The 20,060-nt window shown below is 57.8% G+C and carries 19 protein-coding genes; 14 read left to right on the top strand and 5 right to left on the bottom strand.

All coding sequences use genetic code 11. The features are described from left to right. Window positions 1-66 precede the first annotated feature (66 nt). The gene (locus tag ACT6Y9_RS02325) at window positions 67-567 is read left to right on the top strand and encodes a S26 family signal peptidase (protein WP_443743381.1); all 501 of its coding nucleotides are present in this window, start codon (window positions 67-69) and stop codon (window positions 565-567) included. Here ACT6Y9_RS02325 and ACT6Y9_RS02320 read toward each other — a convergent pair whose 3' ends face one another. After that, complete coding sequence (locus tag ACT6Y9_RS02320) at window positions 568-846, bottom strand: hypothetical protein (RefSeq protein ID WP_443743380.1); 279 nt, start codon at window positions 844-846, stop codon at window positions 568-570. 58 nt (window positions 847-904) lie between these two features. Between ACT6Y9_RS02320 and ACT6Y9_RS02315 the strand changes: the two genes are divergently transcribed. From ACT6Y9_RS02315 to ACT6Y9_RS02305, 3 genes are all read left to right on the top strand, one after another. Beyond that, the gene (locus tag ACT6Y9_RS02315; protein ID WP_443743379.1) at window positions 905-3,493 is read left to right on the top strand and encodes a TrbC family F-type conjugative pilus assembly protein; all 2,589 of its coding nucleotides are present in this window, start codon (window positions 905-907) and stop codon (window positions 3,491-3,493) included. Then, the gene (locus ACT6Y9_RS02310) at window positions 3,493-4,587 is read left to right on the top strand and encodes a TraU family protein (protein ID WP_443743378.1); all 1,095 of its coding nucleotides are present in this window, start codon (window positions 3,493-3,495) and stop codon (window positions 4,585-4,587) included. Before ACT6Y9_RS02315 ends, ACT6Y9_RS02310 begins: the two co-directional genes overlap by 1 nt. A 134-nt stretch (window positions 4,588-4,721) precedes the next feature. After that, window positions 4,722-5,726 (top strand): hypothetical protein, encoded by a 1,005-nt coding sequence (locus tag ACT6Y9_RS02305; RefSeq protein ID WP_443743377.1) that lies wholly within the window; start codon window positions 4,722-4,724, stop codon window positions 5,724-5,726. Between the two features lie 79 nt (window positions 5,727-5,805). On the opposite strand, the gene ACT6Y9_RS02300 is transcribed toward ACT6Y9_RS02305, so the two are convergent. From ACT6Y9_RS02300 to ACT6Y9_RS02290, 3 genes are all read right to left on the bottom strand, one after another. Next, window positions 5,806-6,147, bottom strand: a complete 342-nt coding sequence (locus ACT6Y9_RS02300) for an H-NS histone family protein (protein ID WP_443743376.1) — start codon at window positions 6,145-6,147, stop codon at window positions 5,806-5,808. 252 nt (window positions 6,148-6,399) lie between these two features. Beyond that, entirely contained in the window at window positions 6,400-6,894 is a 495-nt protein-coding gene (locus tag ACT6Y9_RS02295) for a hypothetical protein (RefSeq protein WP_443743375.1), read from the bottom strand. Between the two features lie 108 nt (window positions 6,895-7,002). Further along, the gene (locus ACT6Y9_RS02290) at window positions 7,003-8,064 is read right to left on the bottom strand and encodes a hypothetical protein (protein ID WP_443743374.1); all 1,062 of its coding nucleotides are present in this window, start codon (window positions 8,062-8,064) and stop codon (window positions 7,003-7,005) included. Window positions 8,065-8,647: 583 nt separating this feature from the next. Between ACT6Y9_RS02290 and ACT6Y9_RS02285 the strand changes: the two genes are divergently transcribed. From ACT6Y9_RS02285 to ACT6Y9_RS02240, 10 genes are all read left to right on the top strand, one after another. After that, entirely contained in the window at window positions 8,648-9,679 is a 1,032-nt protein-coding gene (locus ACT6Y9_RS02285) for an AAA family ATPase (protein ID WP_443743373.1), read from the top strand. A gap of 162 nt (window positions 9,680-9,841) precedes the next feature. Further along, window positions 9,842-10,753: a recombinase RecT gene (locus ACT6Y9_RS02280; RefSeq protein ID WP_443743372.1), complete on the top strand. Its 912-nt coding sequence runs from the start codon at window positions 9,842-9,844 to the stop codon at window positions 10,751-10,753. A gap of 77 nt (window positions 10,754-10,830) precedes the next feature. Further along, window positions 10,831-11,835 (top strand): YqaJ viral recombinase family nuclease, encoded by a 1,005-nt coding sequence (locus ACT6Y9_RS02275; RefSeq protein WP_443743371.1) that lies wholly within the window; start codon window positions 10,831-10,833, stop codon window positions 11,833-11,835. 99 nt (window positions 11,836-11,934) lie between these two features. After that, window positions 11,935-13,341, top strand: coding sequence for a DUF3150 domain-containing protein (locus ACT6Y9_RS02270; protein WP_443743370.1), 1,407 nt, complete (start codon window positions 11,935-11,937; stop codon window positions 13,339-13,341). 154 nt (window positions 13,342-13,495) lie between these two features. Beyond that, a complete protein-coding gene (locus tag ACT6Y9_RS02265) occupies window positions 13,496-15,364 on the top strand; it encodes a vWA domain-containing protein (RefSeq protein ID WP_443743369.1) in 1,869 nt (622 codons plus the stop codon). A gap of 97 nt (window positions 15,365-15,461) precedes the next feature. After that, on the top strand, window positions 15,462-15,881 hold the full coding sequence (locus ACT6Y9_RS02260) for a single-stranded DNA-binding protein (protein WP_443743368.1): 420 nt from the start codon (window positions 15,462-15,464) through the stop codon (window positions 15,879-15,881). Between the two features lie 133 nt (window positions 15,882-16,014). Then, window positions 16,015-17,343 (top strand): toprim domain-containing protein, encoded by a 1,329-nt coding sequence (locus tag ACT6Y9_RS02255; protein WP_443743367.1) that lies wholly within the window; start codon window positions 16,015-16,017, stop codon window positions 17,341-17,343. A gap of 118 nt (window positions 17,344-17,461) precedes the next feature. Further along, a complete protein-coding gene (locus ACT6Y9_RS02250; protein ID WP_443743366.1) occupies window positions 17,462-17,713 on the top strand; it encodes a hypothetical protein in 252 nt (83 codons plus the stop codon). Continuing rightward, window positions 17,710-17,937, top strand: a complete 228-nt coding sequence (locus tag ACT6Y9_RS02245; RefSeq protein ID WP_443743365.1) for a hypothetical protein — start codon at window positions 17,710-17,712, stop codon at window positions 17,935-17,937. Before ACT6Y9_RS02250 ends, ACT6Y9_RS02245 begins: the two co-directional genes overlap by 4 nt. Window positions 17,938-17,940: 3 nt before the next feature. After that, on the top strand, window positions 17,941-18,228 hold the full coding sequence (locus tag ACT6Y9_RS02240; RefSeq protein ID WP_443743364.1) for a type II toxin-antitoxin system RelE/ParE family toxin: 288 nt from the start codon (window positions 17,941-17,943) through the stop codon (window positions 18,226-18,228). A gap of 89 nt (window positions 18,229-18,317) precedes the next feature. Here the strand turns inward: ACT6Y9_RS02240 and ACT6Y9_RS02235 are convergent, their stop codons facing one another. Beyond that, window positions 18,318-19,637, bottom strand: coding sequence for a tyrosine-type recombinase/integrase (locus ACT6Y9_RS02235; RefSeq protein WP_443743363.1), 1,320 nt, complete (start codon window positions 19,635-19,637; stop codon window positions 18,318-18,320). Window positions 19,638-20,060 lie beyond the last annotated feature (423 nt).

Below are 20,060 nucleotides of genomic sequence, written 5' to 3'. Positions count from 1 at the left end.
GAACTTAGAAACGAGGACGGCGCTTCCTCCCCTGTCTGAAGACAGAGGTTTCCGCACCGATTTTCTATGAAGTATGAACGCCTGCGTTGGTTGTTTCTCTCCCTCGTCTGTAGCGCCTGCGCCGTCTGTGCGGAGGTGTACTTCTATCACCACTACCGCATCGCGTGGGACCGACAGGTGCTTCGATGCATCGACGCCCGGTTCCTGCTGGTTGACTTGAAGGACAAGGCCGTCGTCCGAGACCGCCTTTACGCTTATAAGTCCGAACAAGCCGCTCCGATCATCAAGAACGGCACTTTGGTCGGCAAGTACCTTCGCGGGATGCCGGGCGACACGGTAGAGGTCCGGCATGACGACACGGTGTGGATCAACGGGCGAAAGATCGCCGAAGGCATGCCGCACCTGCGCGGCATGAGCGAGGCTCAGCGCACCAAGTTCTACGGCTCCCGAGTGCTCGGCGAGGACGAGTACTGGATGATGGGTACGAAGTACCTGTCGTTCGACTCCCGCTACTGGGGACCGATCCACCGCTCTCAGATCGTCGCGAGGTCGTATGCGCTCTTTTGATCAATCCATCCTTTCCTGCGCCGTCTCCGGCGCTTTTTCGTTGGTTGCGGCGGTCAGCTCGGTCACGCCGGTCAGCTTAATGGTCTCGGTCCCGGTCTTGGCGCTCTCGTCATCGTTGGTTCCGACCGCGGCTTCAGCGGCTCCGATAACGTCAGCGCCGACATCGACATCGACGTCGGTGGAGGTTGGCACCCCTGTTTCCAACAAGGATTCTGAGAGCTCCATGTTCTCCGCCCCTGTTTCCGTTTCGGAAACGGCAACCCCCAGTATCGCCGACAAGCCGAAAGCTCCGACGTCAACGTCTTCAACATCAGTAAGCGTACGGGCCGACGGCCGCGTGAATCTGGATGCACCTCTGCACGGTCCCAATGGACTGCGCGCCAACATCGTTCTGCCAAAGATCCGTCCGAACGTCACGTTCACGGGTCCGGCGGGCGTTGACGAAAACGGGCACCCGATCACATGGAAGCAGAAGAACGAGCGGCGGATCGTCAACGAACTTGTCTTTCAGGGCCTCAAGGCCAACGGCTACGACTACAAGAAGCACCGCGAGGAGCTGAAGAAGCGCGGGGTCAAGACTCAGCTTGACTACTGGAAGGAGAAGACGGAGGAAACCCGCAAATACATTGAGAAGAACGGCCCGATCACGACCAAGAACTTCGTCCTTCCGGGTTCGACGCCGGAACTCTCCGCACAGCTCAACAATCCCGAAGTGGGCGTGAGGATAGAGAACGGCAAGCGCGTCTACTACCTCAACGGCAAGCGCCTTGATCCGTATGCGGTCGAGAAGACTGCGGCCCCTGATCCGGCCAAGACGAAGCCGGGCGCCATCACGCGCGAAACCACGCATGTGAGCGCAAGCCGCCGCCGTCCCGCGGGACCCGATGAAGCGCAGACCCCGCAGGGGAAGGGGAAGACGCCCGAGCGGCAGGCCGCCGAGACGGTGAAGAAGACCACCGCGCCGAGCGTACCCAAGGCCGCTTCCAACACGCCCGTCGTGCCCGCACCGGAAGACGCCCCGCGCCGCCCGTCCTTGGACACTTCACTCAATCCCAATGCAGTTCCCTCCATCGAAGAGATGCACCGCAAAGCCGAGGAGCAGATCGACGCGCTTTTCCCTGATCTGAAGAAGCAGGCCGCGCCGAAGACCGGCGATCGGACGAGCTTCCGGGAGATGCAGGATCGTAACGTAATCGAACGTACCGATCCTTCGCGTCTCACTCCTGTTTCCCGAAAGGAATCTCTCCTCGCCGGGGTCTCTGGATTCTTACTGCGAATTACAGGCATCGGCGAGGCGCAGGCGGGGGAACGCAGCGCAGCCGTCACCGAAGCGGACAAAGCAGACGTAGCGGACGAAACTTACGTAGCGTTCCAACCTTCGGACTTGGCGGCGGCGCAGGCAGACCCGTCGGAATTCAGCGGGTTCGCTGACGAGATCACCAAGAGGACGAGGACGCTTCAGGAGCGTTTCAAAGCGGAGCCGACCAAGCGCAGCGCCTCGGTTCAGAACGCCTCCGATGAGGCCGCAGATGCGAACGACGGTGACGAGGAGAATTCAGCACGGGCCGAGTCGGATGCCGCGCTTCCTACGTACCTCGATGAGATCGAGCACGAGGGCGTGCGGTGGGATCCGACGCAATTTGCGGCGGCGGTCGTCAATGCAACGACGAAGAGCCTCACCGAGTCTCAGTTCAACGAGGACGTGGATGCGGTGGTCGGCGCAATTTCCAACAAGGAGGATGGCGCTGCGATCATCGCGAGCCTTGAGGACATTCTGGATTCCTACCCCGAAATCAGAAATGCCATCCCCGACGCAGACGAAAGGCTCGCTGCGCTGCGGGGCGACCAGTCCAACGCACTCGACGGTTCCGATGGCTCAGACGGCTCAGACGAACAAGCCGCACCCGAAAAACCCTTGGGCGAGACGACCTACATCTTCGTGTCGTACTCGCTCTCGGAAGACGTGCTCAAGGACATCATCAGCCGGCAGGCGGGACGTAGGGACGTTGCGCTCGTGATGCGCGGCGTGCCCGAAGGGATGGACTTCCTCTCCGGGGTGAAGCGCATTCAGGAACTCGCCGCCGCCCTGAAGCCCTCGGCTTCGGTCATCATCGACCCGCCGCTCTTCACGGAATACGGCATTACGCACGTCCCCGCGGTCGTGCGCGTCGGCCGCACGCCTTCAAAGCTCCTCACGGATCCCACCCGGACGAACGGGCGCCGCTATGCGCCCCTAATCGCCAAGGTGGAGGGCCTCCACAACGATCGTTGGTTGCTTGAGAAGATCGAAGCGGGAGAGAAGGGCGATCTCGGCCAACAGGGCGACGTCCATGAGATCGCCGAACCCGACCTCATCGAGGTCATGAAGGATCGTGTGACAAAGATCGACTGGCAGAAGAAGAAGGAGGAGGCCGCGGCCCGCTTCTGGGAGAAGCGCGAATACCGGGTGTTCCCCACGGCTTCTGAGGAGCGTGTGCGTGAGATTGATCCGACCATTCTGGTCGAGCGCGACATCAAAGACCTTGCCGGGCGCCCGATCCGCAGGGCCGGAGACCGCGTGAATCCACTTCAGATTCGTCCCTTTACGCAGACGATGCTGATCTTCAATCCGCTCTCCGAAGACGAAATGGAGCGCGTCCTCGCCTTCCAGAAGGCGCACAAGGCCGCCCACGGATCAAACCTCGTGCTCATTGCCACTCAGATGGCAAATAAGGAAGGCTGGGACGGGTACGTCTCCGTCACGGATCGTCTAGACAGCCACGTCTTTCTCATGACGCCTGAAATCGAAGAGCGATGGGAGATCGAGAAGACGCCCGCCGTCGTGACGGCGGACAACCGCAGGCACGTCTTCCTCGTGCACGAGCTCGGCCCCCTTGCCGGTGCCGAACCGCACAAACAAAGTGACCAGAAGGGAGGAAAAAAATAATGGCCGGCATCTTCAGAAAGGCCGTAGCCGCCGCGGCGACTGCGGCAACGCTCCTTCTGGCGGCTTCGAACCCTGCGTGGGGCGTGGACACCGGTGCGAGCACGAACGGACAGTTGAATGAGTCCGGACCGGGCTGCTATGACGCTCAGGTCTTCTCATCGAAGCTCCTGACGGGCGTGTGTTGGACGTGCGTCTTTCCGATCATCGTTGCGACGGTGCCGCTCACGGGCGACAGGGACCGCATTCCGCCCGGCGCCGCTGAGGTCTCCGCGCTCGGCACCTGCATGTGCCACGACAACCTCGGCGTGCCGAAGTTCGGATTCCGAACGTCCTTCTGGGAGCCCACGCGCATGATCGAGCACGTGCGCATGAGCGGGTGCTCGGAAGTTCTTGGCGGCATGCGCTTCCCGTTCAACCGCCTCAATCAAGGTACTCAGGAGCGGCTGTCGGAGCAGCGGACTACGGGTACCGCGGGCCTCACGTTCCGACACTACCACTACTACTCCTTCCCGCTCATGTACATGATGGACATCTTTGTTCCCTCCCGGTGCAATCCGGGCGGCTACATGGACCTCGACGTGATGTACATGTCCGAGATTGATCCGACGTGGAACAACGACGAGATCGCCTTCTTTACGCATCCGGAGGCGGCCTTGATCGCTTCTCCTTTGGGTGTCCTCGCCTGCATCCCGGATGCCTTCGCCGCCAATGTAGGCAAGCCGATCAAGGAGCTCTATTGGTGCGCGGGTTCGTGGGGTGTTCTCTTCCCCGCGTCGGGGAACGTCCTCTCCCGCGAGGGACCGCTCCTCACCTCCAACCTCATGTCCGCACGCGTGCTCTATGCCCTGCATCGCAGGGCGCTTGAGTGGCGCTCGATCGGCAGCGACGTGATGTGCGGCGGCAAGCTCTCGGCCTACATGCCGAAGAATCAGTATCGTTTTCAGGTATTCCATCCTGTGGCGGAAACCGACGACAATCATGTCATGGGCGAAATGATTTACTCTTGGGGACTTGGGCGCACGATTCCCGCCGTCGGCGAGGATCCCGTCTTCCTCATCTGGCGTTGGCTCGACTGTTGCAACACCTCGTCATGATCGCGACGTGATCGGCAGGAGCAGCCCCGTCAAAAGGGCTGGGGGCCGCACACACAGTTTCTCCCTAGGAAACAGCGGCCCTCCTGCAGACTCCCCCATAATCCCTTTTCGACGTTCTCTTCTCCCTCACTGTCATGGCTGCCTCCAAAAAGAAGAATTCCTCCCAGAGTCCTGCTCAAAGTCCCGACGGCCCGACTCTGGCGCTGACGACCCAGTCTTTGGTTGAACACGCCCTCATTCGTTGGATCGAAACGCTCAACATCTTCGACGATTTTGCGGACGTGGCCGTCAGCGAACGTGAGAAAGGACCGCAGAATTTCCCGTACTTTGAAGCATGGAGTAGGCGCGTCTTCATCCCCAACGACGCAACGATGCAAAGGGACTATAAACACGTGCTCGAAATGCCCGTCCCGCTTCCCCCTTTGGTCCCCCTCGACCTCGCGAACAGACGCGAGCTGGGCATCATGGCCGCATGGGGAATGGAATCCACCATGTGTTTTTGTCTGCCACAGGAACTTGAGGCGCTCAAAAACGGCGACTGGTGGCGCAACTACACCACGGACTTCCTGATAGACCGATTCACGCCGTGGTGCGTCTACCTGAGCCTGCGGGGGATCATCGCGTCACGCGGCGCGATCCAGTATGAAGGCGCCTACGTCGGCTTTGAGTGCAGCGAAAAAGGACTTGTCCTCTACTGCCAGCTGTTGACGGATCAGGCTCGTTATTGCGGTTCGGAGTTTTATCATGAATACCGCTTTGAGCGCGGGCAAACGTTAGGTGAGGTCGTGGACAACTACCACGCCGAATCCCCCTTCCCGGATCTGATAGCCCGTAATTTGGCCGCCCTCTACAAAGACCCAGTTGAAAAGCCCCGCTACTACATCACCCATAACGGAAAGAAGTTGGCGGAGTACATCCTGCCGCTCCTTGTCGGCCTCTTCAGCGACGACTTCACCAAGGAGACCTATGAGATCGACATGGATGATGATTCCTTCGAAACGGTCAAACTCCTTCCGGCGAATGAGCCCATCCGCTCCCGCAACATGAATCCTGATCGGGAATCAATCCAGAGAGCCTACGACAACAAAAAGGCCCGTCTGCACGTGATCTCCTACAGAGGGGGAAGCACGCTCAACTGACGGGCTGTGATTCCGCAGAGAAAGAAAACGCCCTGCACGAGTCGGGCTCAGCAGGGCGTTTTGCTACGCAGGTTGTACGTTATTCAGCGGCAGGGGCTTTGATGAGAAGATCTTCCTTTTCATACCCCTCGCTGAGCGCCTTCTGATACCAACCGGGGCGGGCCCCGCGACCGGACCACGTTTCGGGACCGTTCGGGTTCTGATACTTCGGGGGAAGCTTGTGGGAGGTCTTGACCGACTTGGGCGCCTCATCCACCGTGTTGATGCCGAGTTCGGCTGCGGTGAAGTGGAACTGCTTGCAGTGCTCGCGGCACTCGGCGAGCACTTCGGAGCGCAGGGATTCGAGGCGCTGGTCGAGCGCGGCGCGTTCGGCATAGATGGCGTTGAGACGCTGCTTGAGGTCCTGACTTTCTTCGGGCATTGAAATCTCCTTTGCTTATCGAAATTTCCAAAAGGAAGAGGGGCGGCGCGAGCGATCATCTTCGATCTCGTTCCAGATCTCGATCTCGATTGCCGCAGGCCCAAGAACTGGACTCAGTGCTTTGGATTTCCGAGTTGGAATCGCACGGGACCGTTGGTTTCCCTCTTTGAATCAGTGATGATCATACAACACCGGCGACCCGGTTGGCGGATGCGAATTCGCAGGATTAGCCTCGATCCGATCAAGAGGTGATCATAAAGACTCCTGCGCAATCAGGTGCTGGCGAATGCGGCTCACCGCTGAATAGATTCGATTCTCATACTTGAAGGAGAGTTCGGCTCGGAAGCTGATCGTGATGCGCCCGCAGAGCCATGCGGCATCGAGAGCGGATTCAAGGTGATCGAATCGTTCTGCAAGGCCGACCATCCGAACGGCGAACGGCGTGTTCGGATGAGCCAAGCGGTAGTCGCCGCCCTTGTGCTCATATGAGAGAACCCCGTCGCCCCCGAGCTTTTCAATCTCATCGCTGCAGAGTTCGGTAATGCGCCGCTCTTCACTCCTGATCGCAGAAGCGCAGATCATCAAAGTGCGTGCCGAGGGCTTGTCGAGCACTCCGTTGCATCCCTTGTGCAGTTTGAGCAGACGCACGGCAAGGCGGTATGCCGGCCCGGTGCGGAAGATGCATTCACCGGACTGTTTTCCGGCTGGTGCGTCCGGTGGGACGGAGATTTCTGCGATATCGGGCATGGCGACGTTGAGCTTCCAAGACGAATTCTGAACTGCGCAGAACAAAGGTCGGAGCTCACTTGTGACGAGAACTGTGACGAGAATGAGACTCCGACCGAAGCCCCAGCGTTATTTCGCCGGCGCTTCCGCCAGAGGGGTGGCGGTTTGAGCATGAGAAGGAGCGGGAGCGTCGTCCTGCTGGCCCTGCGGCTCCGTTTGGGCGACGCCGGTTCCTTCGCGGATTTCGGTTTGACTCAACGTCGGGTCAACGGAAACGTCGCGCGAGTCGATCTTTTCATCGCCGTGCTCTTCCTGAACCTTGCGGCGGATCTGCTCCGCACGCCTGCCGAAGCCGGCCTTCTTGGCCTCTTCCATAGCCTGCTTGCGGATGCTGTAGAGATCCAAAACAAAGTCGATGAGGCGCTTTTCCCACGCCTTCACTGCACGACGCTTCATCTCCGTCGTCATGATGTTGTTGATCCAACAGGCCTCGGTGCGCGCGATGATGCGGTCGAAAAGGGAGGCAAGCGTCATGAAGCGCACGGAATGCGGCGTATGAACGGGCAGGGTGTAGAGGCGCTTGTGGTCGTGGGTAGGCACCTGCTTTTCAGGCGGAATCCCCTGATCTTCGGCGGCCCGCTGAAGTTCCTTGAGGGCGGCGAGCATCTGCTCTTCGATCTCCGAGAACTTGCCGTTGATGTGGTCCGACACCCGGTCCGCCAAGGCGTCGCCGCCCATTGCCTCCACCACGAGAGTGCTCGTGACGAGGCTCATGTTGACGTTTTCGTAGTTTCGCTCAAAGAAGATCTGTGCGCGGTTGGAGTAGAGGCAAAGCTCCTGCCGGAAGTAGGCGCGGGAATAGGCGGCTGACCCCAAACGGCGCTCGCGCCGCACGCGGGGAACGGTCTTGTCGGCATACATGATGCCGCGACGTTCGCTGCGTCCGGTTTGACGGCGCCGTGGTGCAGTCCGTTCAGGCTGCTCGTCGCTCTGCGATGCGGGTTGCGCCGCCTCGGTTTCGTTGCGGATGACGTCCAGTGCGGTCTTCTCCAACTTGTTGGTTTCGTCGAGACGATTGTTCTGATCTTGAGGCATGAAAATTCCAGTAGGTTTGGGCAGCTTCGGCGCGTCGTGGGTGCCTGCCGCCGGCAGGTAGGAAAGTAGGACGGACGGCGCCCAACTTTTGTTCAAGATCAAGTTTCCAACGGGTGTGGAGGGGGCTCGGCAACACGATGAGCCGTTTTGGCTCGCCCACAATAGGTGCGCCTGAATTCCATCTGCTACTTTGGAGTCTCAATCGTCGCTTTGCGACCCTGAGTTTTCCTCTGCATTCGCTCTGGTCAACCCCAAAAAAGCAGTGAACGTCCACAGGCGTTTCCTCCTGTGCAGGACATGTGCCTCGTGCACCTGTCGCCCCTTTTTAGACGACCCCCAACTCTTCCCTCGGGAAGGGAAGGATGATGCAGGTCGGCCGCTTTCAAGCTCACGCTCGGATCCGGTTCTTTTCTCATTTTTTGCCCGCATCCTGACGCGGTACTCCCGTCGTCCAGATTCCTAATTGCGGCGGCCCTCTAGTTCCAACTCTAGGGCTTGAGATATTCATCTCTTTGATTTTTAGTCAACCTACGCGGGGATTCATCATCCCTGTCTTTGGGCTGACAGCATTTCACCAACCTTTTAACCTTTAACTTTATTTTTTGTTCACCCCCGTGGGATTGATCGTTCCCACGCGGGATCGGTTTGTCTCCACGGGTTTTTACCCTTGGAGATAAACATGAACACCACCAACAACGCTTCGACGAACACCGATCCGAAAAGCTTCTACACAGAAGTAACCGGAGCGCAGTTCGAAAACGTCCTCAACGAGGACGGCACGACGTACCACTTCCATCCTGCTTGGCGGTGCACGGGATTCGCGGATGCGAACCACCCGCGCATTCCTAAGCGCGACGCGAACTACGTTTTCGAAAAGGGCCTCCTGCAAGACCTTCTGATCTTCCTGATGTACCCGCAGGGCACGGCCCTTTGGGTCACCGGGCCCACTGGTTGCGGAAAAACTTCCGCAATCATGCAGGTAGCGTCTCGCCTCAACTGGCCTGTTGTTGACTTGACACTCAACAACCGGTTCGAGTTCACTGACCTTCGCGGTCAATGGGGTCTGACGCAGGAGGAGGGCCAAACGTCCCCGACGATGAAGTACATCCACAACGCATTGCCATTGGCAATGCGGAACGGATGGATTCTCATCTTGAACGAAGCTGACCTTGCCTCTCCGGGCGAGTTGTCAGCTCTCAACGACGTGATCGAAGGTAGAAGTCTTTTGATCGCGGAGCATCGTGGTGAGGCCATCAAGCCGCACCCTATGTTCCGATTGATCGTCACCGCCAACTCGGCGGGCTCGGGCGACCAAACGGGCCTCTATCAAGGGGTCCAAGAGCAAAACGTCGCGGCCATGGACCGCTACAGAATGCTCAAAGTGAGGTACCCCTCGCAAGGGGTAGAGGAAGGCATTCTTCAGAATGTAGCTCCCAACATCGACGCCACTCTGAGGGCGAAGATGTGCCAATTTGCGCAGGAAATGAGACTTTCATTCATCGGGGACAAGGCGATGGGAGGAACCATATCGGTTCCTTTCTCAACTAGAACCCTCGTAAACTGGGCGTCAACCGCTCAGTTTTACACGTCTGAAAAAAACGCACTGCGTAAATCGCTCCAACTGTTCTTTCTCAACAAATTGTCGGTGGAGGAAGCCGAAGCGGCTGATTCCATTGCTCTCACCATCTTCGGTGAGTGTTGGAAAGACTGACTTTTATCAACCCAAACGGGACCAATCACCCCGTAAGGGTTGAGCGGTTCCTCTTTTTCTTTTTTTTCATCTTTTCTTAATCACAGCCTCCTCCGGGGATACGCTATTCCCCGTCGGGGTTGATGCGTGTTCTTGGAGAGGCTCTTTCTTCAAGGACACAAAATGACTACCGAAACCGAAACCACCGTCGCCGTTGCCGTTCAGGCTCCGGCTCCCCAAGCTGCTGCGCCGCATTCCACCGGCACGGCCTCGACCCGGACCTCGGTCCTCGCGAGAATGGCCGAAAAGCTGCAACTGGATCCGGCCAAACTGTGGAAGACGCTGAAGGCCACTTGCTTCGCCGGAGACTTCTCCGACGAGGAGGCGGCCCTCGTCCTGATGGTCGCCGAAAGCCTCGATCTCAACCCGCTTCGGCGGGAAATCTGGGCCTTCCGTGGCCGCAGTGGCGTTCAACCCATCGTCAGCATTGACGGCTGGAAAGCCATCATGCTGCGGCAGCCAACGTTTGATGGGTTTCAAGTAACTTACTCTGAAACCTCAATCGAAATTGGAGGGCAGAAACTGCCCGAATGGGCGGAGTGCACGATCTGGATCAAGGGATGCTCGCACCCCACGTGCGAGCGTGTCTACCTCACCGAGGTGTACATGCCCAAGAGCCCCATCTGGAACAAGTCGCCTCGCCTGATGCTGCATCATCGAGCTCTGATTCAGGGCATCCGCTTCAGCTTCCCGGTCAGCGGCATCGCCGATGTGGGTGTGGAAGACGATGAGTGGATTGATGCAGACGCATCGCCGCGTCCTGCGTCCGCTTCTGCGGTTCGCCGGGCTCCGGTGAAAGCGATCACCATTGATCGAGACAAGCTCAAAATGTTTGCGGATAAGGCCATAGCCATGGCCCGCCGCCAACAAAACTGGGCTGCGGCCTACAGCTTCGCCAACAACCTTGATGAGGCGTCACGATCCGTCGTGACCGACCTCATCCGGAAGGCTGAAGAGGAGGACCGCCGAGCAAAGCTGGAAGAGGAGGGTACTGCACAAGTTGCGGTTGACGCTCAAAGCGTCGAGCTCTCCTGATTCCAACAGGAACTTTGGTGGAGGGTGTTGGGTAGTCTTCGGACTCACCCAACGCTCTGCCCCCGAAGGAGATCAAGATGATTTATGTGAACATAGAGCAGCGCTCTGAAGAATGGCACCAGTGGCGTCGCCGCGGCATCACCGCAACCGAGGCTGTTGCAATCTGTGGGAAGTCTCCGTACTCCACGCCTTGGCGTGTGTGGGCGGAAAAAACCGGCCGGGTTGCGCCGCCGGACATGAGTCGAAACCCCTACGTCCAGTATGGGATCGACCATGAGGACGAGGTGCGCAACATCTTCATGCAGCAGCAGGAAGATGTCGTGATGCCCGCCTGCGGCGAGTACGAAGGCAACCGGATCTTCCGGGCGTCCTTCGATGGCCTCAACTCCAACGGGGAACCCGTCGAGATCAAATGTCCCAGCGAATCCACGCTGGAAGACGTCCTCGCCCGCGGGGAGAAATCCGACGCCTATCAGCTCTACTACTGGCAAGTCCAGTGGCAGATCATGGTGGCGGACGCTCAGCGCGGATGGCTCGTCTTCTTTCTAGGCAACGATCGAATCAAAGTGTTCGAAGTTGCCAGAAATGACGAGAACATAAACGCAATGCGGATCACCTGCGAAGCGTTTTGGAATAGGGCAATCGTCAAGGACAAAGCTCCGGAGAAGATTCCCGACAGGGACGTCTTCGTTCCCAAGGGTGATGACCTGATCGCGTGGGCTCGCGCAGCCAACGACTATCGGCGCATCAAGGCCGAAATCGACAGGCTCACCGAGCTGTTGGAGGAACCCAAGGCGAAACTTGTTTCGCTAATGGGTGACTTCAAGAACGCCGATTTCTACGGCGTTTCAATCGCTCAGTACACCCAAAAGGGAAGCATCGACTACAAGAAGGTGCTTGCCAAGAGGGGCGTCCTCCTCAACGAGGAGGAGATGGAGTCCTGCCGGCGCAAGTCGAATCAGGTCCTGAAGGTGTCGCTCAGCACGAGCGATTTCCCGAAGGATTTCATCCCTGAGAAAAATCAGGATATCGCAGAGGCGATCCGAACCATCCAGTCGGACCGCAACAACCTCTGTTGGTAGCTTTTCTTCAATTTTTTCTTCAACTTTTTTCAACCCCGCGGGGACACCGATTCCCGCAGGGGGACTGGTGTCTCCCGCTTTTTTATTAGTGAGGACACCATGTCTGAAAACGTTTCTACCTCGGTTCGCGCCGAGGCCGGCAAGTGCGTCGATCTTCCCGCCTCCATGAAGGCGGCCAAGTTGGCGGTCATCTACCTGTTCTTCCGTCAGTGGACGGGCACCGTCACGATGTCCAGAAATGACTTCGAAGTCGGAGCCGACGGGAGTCTTCCTCCGGAAGACATCACGGCCTCCCTTGGCCAGAAGAAATTGGTTGACCCGCGTCATCTGCGCGTTTTTGCCACGCTCAAGAAGCGTGCGGAAACTCTGCTCGATGAGCAGGGTCTGCCCTTCTGCAAAGGGATGGCAGTCCCTCTCGACAGGGCGAAAGAAATTGTGGAGGCTCTTCGGCAAATTGCCGAAGAGTACAACCACGAGCGCGATCTCTTCGTGGGAGCGCTCCCCAAACTCAGTCAGGAATGGCTGGCGTCCCATCCGGAGTTCGCAAACAGACTTCCGTCGCCGAGCCCAGAGCTCGTTGCCGGAAAGATTGATGCGGACTTCGCCGTAACTCAGTTCACGCCATGTGAACTGGACGCGACGGGGTCGCTCAACCGCAAGGTTGAGGGCCTCTTCGAGGCGGCGATCGCGGACATCGCCAAGAAGTCGAGAGATCTCCTCATGCGTTCCCTCAATGGGAAAACTGCAGAGGATCTCAGCCAAAAGACCCTAAACCGGATCAAAACGATCAAGGCCAAGTTGGAGGGACTGCGTTTCATCAACAGCGGCGTCAACCCGCTGATTGAAATGCTAAATAGGCTTCTCGGATTAATGCCCACAAAGGGTAAGTTCTCAGAGAACCAAGCGGCGATTCTGTGCGCCGCTCTGGGTCTTATGAGCAACGAGCAGAGCCTCCGTGAGGTTGCGTCGGGTACTCAAACGCTCGACCGCTTCCTCAGCTGGTCTATCCCGAAGGTCCCGATTGCCGAGCCGGCTCCCGAGCTCTTTACCGAAAGCCCCGTGCCGACGGTGAGCGCTCAGGAAGCTCCCGTTTCCAAGAAGGAAACGGAAGTGCCGGTCGGCATCGAACTGCTTCAGGAGTCTGTTCCGGTTCAGGAGTCTCTTGCAGTCGTTGAAGCACCGATGGTTTCCGAACCTCAGGCTGCTTCTGCGGAAGCAGAGCTTCCCCAAACGGAAGAAGCCGTCCCTGTAGGACCCGACGCTCATGCCGACGATGCCCCCAAGGCATCCGAAGCACAGGCGCCCGAGTATGCAGAGTCGGCCAACCCCGACGAGGATCTTGAGGCGCTCCTCAACGCCTGCTTCGCAGGTGATGGAGCTGTCGAGGGAGCTTCATTCTCAGGTTCCGTCTCGGAAACTGAGACTTCGGAAGACGAAAGACTTGTCGAGTTGGCCGCAGCGGATGTTCCGCCTGCACCGACCTCGATCAGGCTCTCGGCTTTCTGATGGCTGATGGGTCCACCCCCTTGGAAGAGGCTCTTGCCTAGTCCGGGGGTGGGGGCCCTCATTCACTCTTCATTCAATCTTCGCGCCTGCGAGAACACCTCGCAGTGCGGGGATGAGTTCTCAACGGCGCATTTTTTCTTTTAGGAAACACACCATGAGAACTCAAAACAACAACTTTCTGAAGAGCCTGCCGATCGTGGCCGGCACCCTCGGGCGTAAGCTCGGGGTTCGGGTGGTCCTTGGATCCAAGGCCCACACCAATGGGCACTGGATCGAACTTCCCCTGGACCTAAACGAGAGAAAGATCTCGCGCGAGGAGCTTCTCGGGTTCCTCGTGCACGAGGCCTCACATGTTCGGTACACGGACATGGGAGCCGTTTTCGGCGTCGCGCGGGTGCACCCGCTGGAGTTTTCTTTGATGAACGCGTTGGAAGACGCGCGCATCGAAAAGCTCATAACGGCGGATTACGCCGGTGCGCGGTACCTGCTAGATGAAGCTCATCGACCTTGCGTCGAAAAGTTTCTGGACGCCAAATGGCGTCCGCATCCAGCAGCGGCCGTGGCGCTCTACGTGCTTGCGCACGCGGAGCTCACCTATGTGAGCACCGACTACGTGCGGGCGCTCCATGAGGTAACACGCAAGTGGTGCACAAAGTTCTTCGGCCTTTCTCTCCTCAAGGAGATCGACCGAGAGCTTGAGGGCTTCACTTCCGTGAAGCAAACCTCCGATGTTCATCACATGGCAACACGCCTCATGAAGATCATCATTAAGACAATGCAGAAAGATCAGGCGGCCGCATCCAATGGCTCGAACTGCTCTGATCCGTCTTCGTCCGAACCTCCATCTGGAGGTCAGAACGATGCGGGCAAGGGCAACGAAAAGGCAGAGGGTCAGGCCAACGATCAGTCTGAAGGTCAATCCGAAGGCGAAGCTGACGGTGAGACCGATGGTCAATCCGAAGGTCAATCCGACGGGGAAACCGATCCTTCCAACGCCTCTCAGGGCGCTACGGAGGACCAGAATCCTTCAGGAGAGCCTTCGGCATCCAAGCGGCTGAAGGCCCTTTTGAAAGCCGTCAAGGCTACGAAGAAGCAACTCAATGATGTTGACCTCAATCGACAGCTTCTCGAAAGAATCGAAGAAGCTACCGATGCGGACCCAGCTAATGGGCTCTGCAACGACTCGTCAGAGATGATGGTCGTTGCTGCGCCCACCCCATGCCCGGTAGATGCACTCTCTCCTACGGCGAGAGTCGAAAAGCATGAGGTTGGTACCGATCGTATCAAGATGGCAAAAGCCAACAGCGCGCGCGCCAGAAGAGCCCTCACGGGCATCATTCAGGCCAAAACCCGGTCGGCGACGTACACCGCCAACACGGGCAGACGCATCAACGCGTCTCTTCTCTCTCGTCTTGCGACTGGGTCCCCTCGGATCTTTACCCGCAGAACAGAGGGAAAAGACGTAGAAACGTCCGTGAGCATCCTGCTCGACATCTCGGGCTCGATGAAAAGGGACGGTCGGTTTGACGCGGCGATCAGCTCTGCGTTGGCGCTCCTGACTGCGCTTCAGTCCGTGCCGAAGGTGAAGGCGGGTCTTTCCGTCTTTCCGGGCATGGCCGGCGTCTTTCCGGTCATGTCCGGCAGCTCGCCGTGTGAAACGGTGGTGCCTATCGGGTCCGCGATTGAGCAACATGCCGCTGCAATCGGCATGTTGTGGCCGATGGGTACTTCGACGCCGCTTGCCGCAGCGCTCACCCGCACAGCTTTTGAACTCTCCTCCCGCAAGGAGGCGCGCAAGGTGATCATCGTCCTCACGGACGGCGACATCGAGGGCGATGCGCACGTTCTCATCCAACGTTTGCGCAGTTCTGGGCTGGTAGTGGGCGGCATTGGCATCTGCCTGCGAGGCATGGGGCGAGATTTCTTTAAGGAATCCTTCCCCGATTACGCCTGCCTAAACAACATGGACCAGCTTCAGCAGGTTCTGTTGGATCTGAGCCGCAAGCTCATTCTCAACGGTTGATCGGTCTTCGGACCTTCAATCTTTTTTCACCCCACGGGGTCGCATCAAGCCCCGTCAGGGTCATGGTGCACCCCATTTTTCTTTTTGGAGTTTCACCATGCTCAACTACCGTTCTTTCTCTCAGACCATCCTCGTCGGCCGACTCGGTCAGGACGCCAAGCTTCGCAATACGAAGTCGGGCGGCCAAATGCTTTCCTTCTCCGTTGGGACTTCTGTTTCCACGAAGAAGGATGGCAAATACGAGCAGGCAACCTCGTGGCACGACTGCCTAGCCTTCGGACCTCGCGCCGAAAAGCTCGCCGAGGTGCTTGCCAAGGGGACGCTTGTTTCCGTTCAGGGCTCGATCTCATATCGAGAAGTCGAACTCGCGAATGGGTTCAAGGGCCGGATCGCTTCGATCCTCGTCGAGGACATCCAGATCCTCGCCGATTCCAAGGCGAAATCTGCTCGTCCGAACGAGGCGCATTCTGCTCCGCAGGAAGCTGAAACCGGCAGCGAAGAGGCTCTTCCCTGCTGACCTTTTCCGTGTGCAGCACGGCTTCTTCGGGAGCCGTCGCTGTTCGCGGCTATTCACCAACCTCCCACGTAGGGACTCGTTCCCTACGCGGGAGCGGTCTTCCTCTGGGATTCACTTTTGGAAGGAAACCAAAATGGCCCAGTACAAAATCGACGCCGAAGTCGTCATGAAGGCCGCCTCCGGGCGTTGGGAAGAGATTCTGAGCAGCCTTGCTCCGGATCTTCGTCCCGCGCTTGCCGCGGCACCGAAGCACGTTGCGTGCCCCATCCACGGCGGCGACAACGGCTTCCGCTTCTTTAAGGACTACCGGGAAACCGGTTCCTGTATCTGCAACACGTGCGGGACGTTCGACGGCCTGCACCTTCTGATGCAGGTAAACCGATGGACTTTCTACACAGCGCTGAAGGCGGTCAACGACTACCTTTGCGTTCCTGAAGGCACCGCCCCTGAATCCGCTTGCGAAGCGGTGGAGGGAGAGGTTCTCTCCATCGGCATCGGAAAGCTCCGCTCCGGCGCTACGTGCTTCTGCATCAAGCTCAGCACGAGCAACGGGGAGAAGGTTTTCTGGGGAAGCGATCTCAGGCGCGCCTCAGAACAAGAGGGCGTCTCCGTTGGAGACAACGTCCGCATCTCGCGGATCGGCTCCAAAGCCTTTGTTTACAAAGGCAAGGAGTGTCGTAAGACGCTCTGGGCGGTCAAGAAGCTCAGCTCTCTCAAGGAGCGGGAAGAAGAGGAACGCCGCGAAGCGGAAGAAGCAGAGCGCAGACAACGCGCGATCACTTCTACGTGGGCTTCCGCAAAGGAAGTTCAGCCGGCAGACGACCTCCAGTCGCCTCTGGTCACGTACCTGACGGGCCGAAAGATCTTCCCAGAAGATCCCACGGTCTTGAAGGACATGCGTTATTCCCAAGCGGAGACGTACTTCGACGATGCGGGCAGAAAGCTCGGCAGGTTCCCCTGCATGATCTGCGCTGTCAGAACCCCCGAGGGCGTCATCACGACGCTTCATAGAACCTTTCTCACCACGAAAGGCACGAAGGTGCCGTTCGGCCCCGCCAAGAAACTCATGTCACTGCCGAACGGCTGCACCATCAACGGTGCCGCCATTCGCTTTGGCGAAGTTTCCAAGGAGGGGATCCTCTGCGTCGCCGAGGGTGTTGAGACGGCTCTTTCCGTGTCGCTTGGCACAGGGTATCCGTGTTTCTCAACCATCTCGGCTAACGGGATGGCTACGTTCATCCCGCCTTCCGGCGTGAAGACGGTCTTCATCTTCGCTGATAAAGACCGCTCCACGACGGGCGAAAAGGCGGCTGTCCACCTGCATGAAAGGCTCCTCACCCTCGGGATTCCGTCGGTGATCTGCCCGCCGTGCGAGGACATCCCTGAAACGGCAAAGGGTGTGGATTGGAACGATGTCCTCAGACATCGCGGCCACTCCGCATTCCCCTTCCACCGCAGATAGGGCACAACCCCGCGTTCCAACGCGGTTTTCAACTTTTTTGTCAATCCCACCGGGAAGGTCATCCTCCCCGGTAGGGGTTGGTTGGCCTTTGCTAGTGACTTTTCATAAGGAAACCATCATGGTCAACCAAAACTCACTCTCGCTCACCGTCTGCGCTGAGCGGCTCGCTGCGCTGCAGGGGCACCTCGCCAACCCGACCACGTCGTCTGCGCAGGTGCTTATGGCAATCAGTCAGGAGGCGCACGCGTTGAATCGCGTGCTCTTCGACAGATTCCTCATGGGCGGCGGCGACGCCGAGACGGTGCGTCTGATGAACGCCGCAGGCGTTCTCAGCCACCGCGCTCGCCTTCTGGCGCGTGAAACGAAATGAGCAACCTCAGAGTCAAAGAAGTCAGGGCAACCCTCCGGGGATTCTCTGACGAACTGAAGGCCGCCGAAGCGGGCGCGAACACTGATGATGTCAAGGCTCTCACCCTGCGGATACGCAGAGAGATTCTGACGATCCAAGTGAACCACCGTCCGCTCCTCGATGAGGCGCGCTGCTTCGCAGAGCTCCTCAATCGTCTCAGCCGCCTGAAGCGGTGCGTGAGGTGAGCCATGGCAATCCGCTCCTTCGTCCACTCCGGACTAGAGCGGTTTGCCTTGACCGGAGACACCTCCGGTATCAAACCGTCTCATGCGAGTCGCTTGAATCAGGTCCTCGCGATGCTCTCTCTTTCGGGAGGTAGCGTTCTGGATCTGAAGCAGATAAACGGCTTCCACTGCATCAAGCGGAAGACCCGATCCTTGGACTACGCGGTGCGCGTCAGCGGCAGTTGGCGCGTAACCTTCAAGATCGACGCTTCGGGTGACATATTCGACGTTGATTATGTCCAGTATCATTAACCGATCAACGTTTGGCTTCTTCAAGTCGATCGTTTGAAAAGGCGTTCGCACTCCCCCTTCAGGGGAGTGTGAGCGCCTTTTTTTATTGGTTAACGATCAAAGAATCCGCACTCATTGTTTAATATGACTGACGTTTGCCTTTTGTGCCAAGGCCAATTCAAAAGACACTGGCGTTGTTCATCAGTTAAAAAACTCGCTCCCCACATGTCATAAGGCAGGAGGTAATCGGCCCACCGTTGCATAATTTCTGCTCTCAAATCTAAGAGATCATCCCGCAGATAGGAACGTTCTGTAGCATTACGACCGATTGCGTGCATCAGGCAGGTTTCAGCCAAGTCGCTGTCAACGTTGTTGCGAATACACCAATTCCTGAAGCTGGTTCTTATCCCGTGAAAGCAGGTGTCTTGATTGGCAAGCAGTTTCCTGGCATGCACTATGCCCTGCAGGCCATGAACGGAAAAAACAAAGTCGTGTTCCGGACTCGTTGGCCCATGTTTCTCCTTAAGCTTTTGGAGGATCTCCATTGCTTGAGTGCTCAAAGGAACAACGAAGGGATCGCCTTTTTTGAACTTCTTCCTTTCTACAGGAATCGTCAGCGTCCTCTTTTCCAAGTCAACTTCTCTCCACCTCAGTTTGCCGATTTCGTTGGCACGGCAGGCCGTTAGGAAGAGGAGCAACGTATAAAGTACCGACTTCGGAGAGTTCCTCCACCAGTTGTAGACGCATAACTTGCGCATCAAGGTCGCCAATGACTCTGGTGAGGCAAATCTTCTGTGTTGGATCTCAACCACTTTGTTGATGGGCGGAAGGTACATGTCTACGTTGTACTTCCACGTGGCCGGATTGTCGCCTTTGTAGACGCCTTCACGCTTGGCATAGGCGAATGTCATCTCCAGAAGGCCGCGCACGACGCTTGCCGTGCGCGGCAGGGAATACCAAAGCGGCTTGAGCAGGTCCACAACATCCGTCACCGTGATGTCCTTGATGGGACGATCTCCGATGACCGGCATAATGTAGAGGTAGGGCTTGCGGAGGTAGATGGACTTCGACGACTCGCGCAGCATCTTCGCACTGATGATGCTCGGGATGATGCGTTCGTAGAATTCCTGAAAGGTGATGGAACCTTCCACGCGCTGGCGCTTGCCTTCCTCCCGGACTTCCTTGGGGTCGAGACCGGAGGCGAGCAGAGCGGCACAGCGCTTGGCGCGGCTTTTCGCCTCCGACAGACTGATCTGGTCGGCGGCTCCGATGGTGATTTCTCTTCTTTTGCTGTCTCGGCTGTATCGGAATCTGTATTCGCGAGATTTTCCTTCGTAGCGGACGTAATAGATCAGATTGTCGCCGATGACGTAGCGCCCGTTCGGAAGTTTTGGAAGGTCTCGGGCGGAAATGTTATTTATACTTTTCATGGAAGGGTTCCAAGTAGTTTTTCTGGCATGCCTATAAGCCTCCCATGTTCTGGAGGCGGGATTTTGTCGCGAAAGAGCGATTCCGCGTAAAAAGCCGCTTTTTTCCACAATTCGACCAACTGCTCGGCACCAAGCGTTGCTTTGAAGCAACGACAACCTTGCCGCCTGTGGATAACTCTCCAGCAGATCACCAAAGCCGGAACATCGAACAGGTCACCACTTAGATCACCATCGGGAACCGCCTGACGCCGGAGCATGGAGCGAACGCGAGGGGACCACGGGTAGACACCGAGAAAAAACGCCCAAAAAGCAGTCTGTTAGCAGTTCCTGAGTAGACTGCAGGAAGACTTCAAGACGGCACCTCTGGTTTTTTCGAAAATCGAGTTGTGGACTACGCAAAGGGAGCACTTACAGGTAATTGGG

Origin of the sequence: Sutterella sp. (genome assembly GCF_052272535.1) — a bacterium.
Classification (GTDB): domain Bacteria; phylum Pseudomonadota; class Gammaproteobacteria; order Burkholderiales; family Burkholderiaceae_F; genus Sutterella.
Note: the sequence above shows the minus strand (reverse complement) of the source record. Positions and strands in the feature narration are given on the sequence as shown.

What these genes read in the sequence shown, in the direction of transcription:
- ACT6Y9_RS02270 (WP_443743370.1), top strand. Translation starts at nt 11,935, where the DNA reads ATGTCTGAAAACGTTTCTACCTCGGTTCGCGCCGAGGCCGGCAAGTGC.
- ACT6Y9_RS02285 (WP_443743373.1), top strand. Translation starts at nt 8,648, where the DNA reads ATGAACACCACCAACAACGCTTCGACGAACACCGATCCGAAAAGCTTC.
- ACT6Y9_RS02305 (WP_443743377.1), top strand. Translation starts at nt 4,722, where the DNA reads ATGGCTGCCTCCAAAAAGAAGAATTCCTCCCAGAGTCCTGCTCAAAGT.
- ACT6Y9_RS02240 (WP_443743364.1), top strand. Translation starts at nt 17,941, where the DNA reads ATGGCAATCCGCTCCTTCGTCCACTCCGGACTAGAGCGGTTTGCCTTG.
- ACT6Y9_RS02260 (WP_443743368.1), top strand. Translation starts at nt 15,462, where the DNA reads ATGCTCAACTACCGTTCTTTCTCTCAGACCATCCTCGTCGGCCGACTC.
- ACT6Y9_RS02265 (WP_443743369.1), top strand. Translation starts at nt 13,496, where the DNA reads ATGAGAACTCAAAACAACAACTTTCTGAAGAGCCTGCCGATCGTGGCC.
- ACT6Y9_RS02325 (WP_443743381.1), top strand. Translation starts at nt 67, where the DNA reads ATGAAGTATGAACGCCTGCGTTGGTTGTTTCTCTCCCTCGTCTGTAGC.
- ACT6Y9_RS02300 (WP_443743376.1), bottom strand. Translation starts at nt 6,147, where the DNA reads ATGCCCGAAGAAAGTCAGGACCTCAAGCAGCGTCTCAACGCCATCTAT.
- ACT6Y9_RS02235 (WP_443743363.1), bottom strand. Translation starts at nt 19,637, where the DNA reads ATGAAAAGTATAAATAACATTTCCGCCCGAGACCTTCCAAAACTTCCG.
- ACT6Y9_RS02245 (WP_443743365.1), top strand. Translation starts at nt 17,710, where the DNA reads ATGAGCAACCTCAGAGTCAAAGAAGTCAGGGCAACCCTCCGGGGATTC.
- ACT6Y9_RS02295 (WP_443743375.1), bottom strand. Translation starts at nt 6,894, where the DNA reads ATGCCCGATATCGCAGAAATCTCCGTCCCACCGGACGCACCAGCCGGA.
- ACT6Y9_RS02275 (WP_443743371.1), top strand. Translation starts at nt 10,831, where the DNA reads ATGATTTATGTGAACATAGAGCAGCGCTCTGAAGAATGGCACCAGTGG.
- ACT6Y9_RS02310 (WP_443743378.1), top strand. Translation starts at nt 3,493, where the DNA reads ATGGCCGGCATCTTCAGAAAGGCCGTAGCCGCCGCGGCGACTGCGGCA.
- ACT6Y9_RS02255 (WP_443743367.1), top strand. Translation starts at nt 16,015, where the DNA reads ATGGCCCAGTACAAAATCGACGCCGAAGTCGTCATGAAGGCCGCCTCC.
- ACT6Y9_RS02250 (WP_443743366.1), top strand. Translation starts at nt 17,462, where the DNA reads ATGGTCAACCAAAACTCACTCTCGCTCACCGTCTGCGCTGAGCGGCTC.
- ACT6Y9_RS02280 (WP_443743372.1), top strand. Translation starts at nt 9,842, where the DNA reads ATGACTACCGAAACCGAAACCACCGTCGCCGTTGCCGTTCAGGCTCCG.